The organism is Clostridium sp. 1001270J_160509_D11, from assembly GCF_015667935.1.
In the GTDB taxonomy this organism is placed as follows: Bacteria; Bacillota; Clostridia; order Peptostreptococcales; family Peptostreptococcaceae; genus Intestinibacter.
In genome coordinates this window covers 1-1,827 of record NZ_JADPET010000247.1, presented here as the reverse complement: position 1 = coordinate 1,827, position 1,827 = coordinate 1, and the positions used below count along the sequence as shown (strand labels likewise).

General features: G+C 30.9%; 2 protein-coding genes. One reads left to right on the top strand and one right to left on the bottom strand.

Translation table 11 applies throughout. The annotated features are described in order from the left end of the window. Nucleotides 1-97 precede the first annotated feature (97 nt). Nucleotides 98-550 (top strand): MarR family transcriptional regulator, encoded by a 453-nt coding sequence (locus I4U58_RS13700; protein WP_195931889.1) that lies wholly within the window; start codon nt 98-100, stop codon nt 548-550. Between the two features lie 59 nt (nt 551-609). Here the strand turns inward: I4U58_RS13700 and I4U58_RS13695 are convergent. Beyond that, the coding region (locus tag I4U58_RS13695) for a pyridoxal phosphate-dependent aminotransferase (protein WP_279325567.1) at nt 610-1,827 on the bottom strand (1,218 nt) is incomplete at its 5' end.

Sequence of the window (1,827 nt, the reverse complement as noted above, 5' to 3'; positions counted from 1 at the left end):
AATATTAATAAAATATATCCAAAAAATATTGTACTGAAAATAACTTTAGTGTAAAATATACACAGAAAACAAAATAACAGCAATCTGAGGTGATCAAATGAAATGTATAGTGACAGATACAATAAGCTTTTTATCAAACACATTTCCAAAAATTTATTCTAGTTTATACTTAAACTATTTAAAACAATATTCTGGATTATATGATGTAAACAAAACTCAATTAAGAGCATTAGTATTCATGAGAAATTATGGCGAAATAAGTATGACAGAATTATGTGCTAAGTTAAACATAGAAAAGGGTAGTTTAACTAGTATGATAGATGATTTAAGTAAAAAGGGATATGTTTATAGGGAGAAAAATCTTAAAGACAGAAGAAAATACATGATAGTTATAACTGAAGAAGGTAAGCAAATAGCTGCTGACTTTACAGAAAAACTAAGCAATGATTTAGAAGAAAAATTCTTTAAATTAAATACTGAGGATAGAGAGAAATATCTAGATGCTATAGAGACTCTAGAGACTTTATTAAATAAAAGTGAATTAAACTAATAACTTAAAGGGGATATAATAACGTATCCCCTTTAATATTTTTAACTAAGTTTTATTAACTAAGCGTTTGCCATAGCAGTTTTATAAGCTTTTAATCCCTCTGCTAACAATTTACCTGCGACTTTAAGATCTTCTTCTTTTAATATGTAAGCAAGTCTTACTTCGTCACGTCCAAGGCCATGAGTAGCGTAAAAACCTTCAGCTGGAGTGGCCATTACAGTTGCATTATCCATACGGAAATCAGTCAACATCCATTTTACAAAATCCTCAGCATTATCAACTGGAAGTTTAGCAACTATATAAAAAGCACCCATAGGTTTTTTACATATAACGCCGTCAGCTTTCATAAGTTCGTTATACAATGTATCTCTTCTCTTACAATATTCTTCATTTACTTGTTTTAGATAAGAAGCTGGAGTTTCATTGAATAAAGCAGCAGCACCTAATTGTTCTAGAGTAGCTATACAAAGTCTACCTTGGCATAATTTCATGATTTCACCTATTAATTCAGCGTTTTTACAAGCTATAGAACCTATTCTAGCACCACAAGCGCTATATCTTTTAGATACGGAATCAATTATTACACATCTATCTTCTATTTCTTTTACATTACCAAAACTAGTATAGTCAAGACCTTCATATATAAATTCTCTGTAAACTTCATCAGCAACAATCCATAAATCATGTTCTTTTGCTATTTCAGCTAACATATAAACCTCATCCTTAGTATAAACACATCCAGTTGGATTTCCAGGATTAGAGACTAATATACCTTTAGTTTTTTCATCTATTAAAGCTACTATTTTTTCTTTTGGAGGAAGGTGGAACCCATCTTCAGCTTTAGTAGTTATAGGTTTAACTTCCATATTAATAGATTGACCAAATCCATTGTAGTTAGTGTAGAAAGGTTCAGGTATTAAAATATTATCCCCAGGGTCACATATAGCCATAAATGTGAATAATAAAGCCTCACTACCACCATTAGTTACTAAGAAATCATCTTTAGAAAAATGCATATCATAAGTTTCATAGTATTTTTGTAAAGCATTTATTAATTCAGGGAGACCTTGAGAGCCAGCATATTCAAGAACGGGTTCATTGAAGTTTTTAACGGCTTTAAAGAAACATTCTGGAGTTTTTATATCAGGCTGTCCGATATTTAAATGATAAACTTTAACACCGTCTGATTTCGCTTGAGCAGCGAATGGTGCAAATTCCAAGACTGCGCATGTCGACATTATTACGACAATATGATTGATAGAGATGAGTTGGAGCAA

Coding starts and splice junctions, on each gene's coding strand:
- I4U58_RS13700 (WP_195931889.1), top strand. CDS start 98: ATGAAATGTATAGTGACAGATACAATAAGCTTTTTATCAAACACATTT.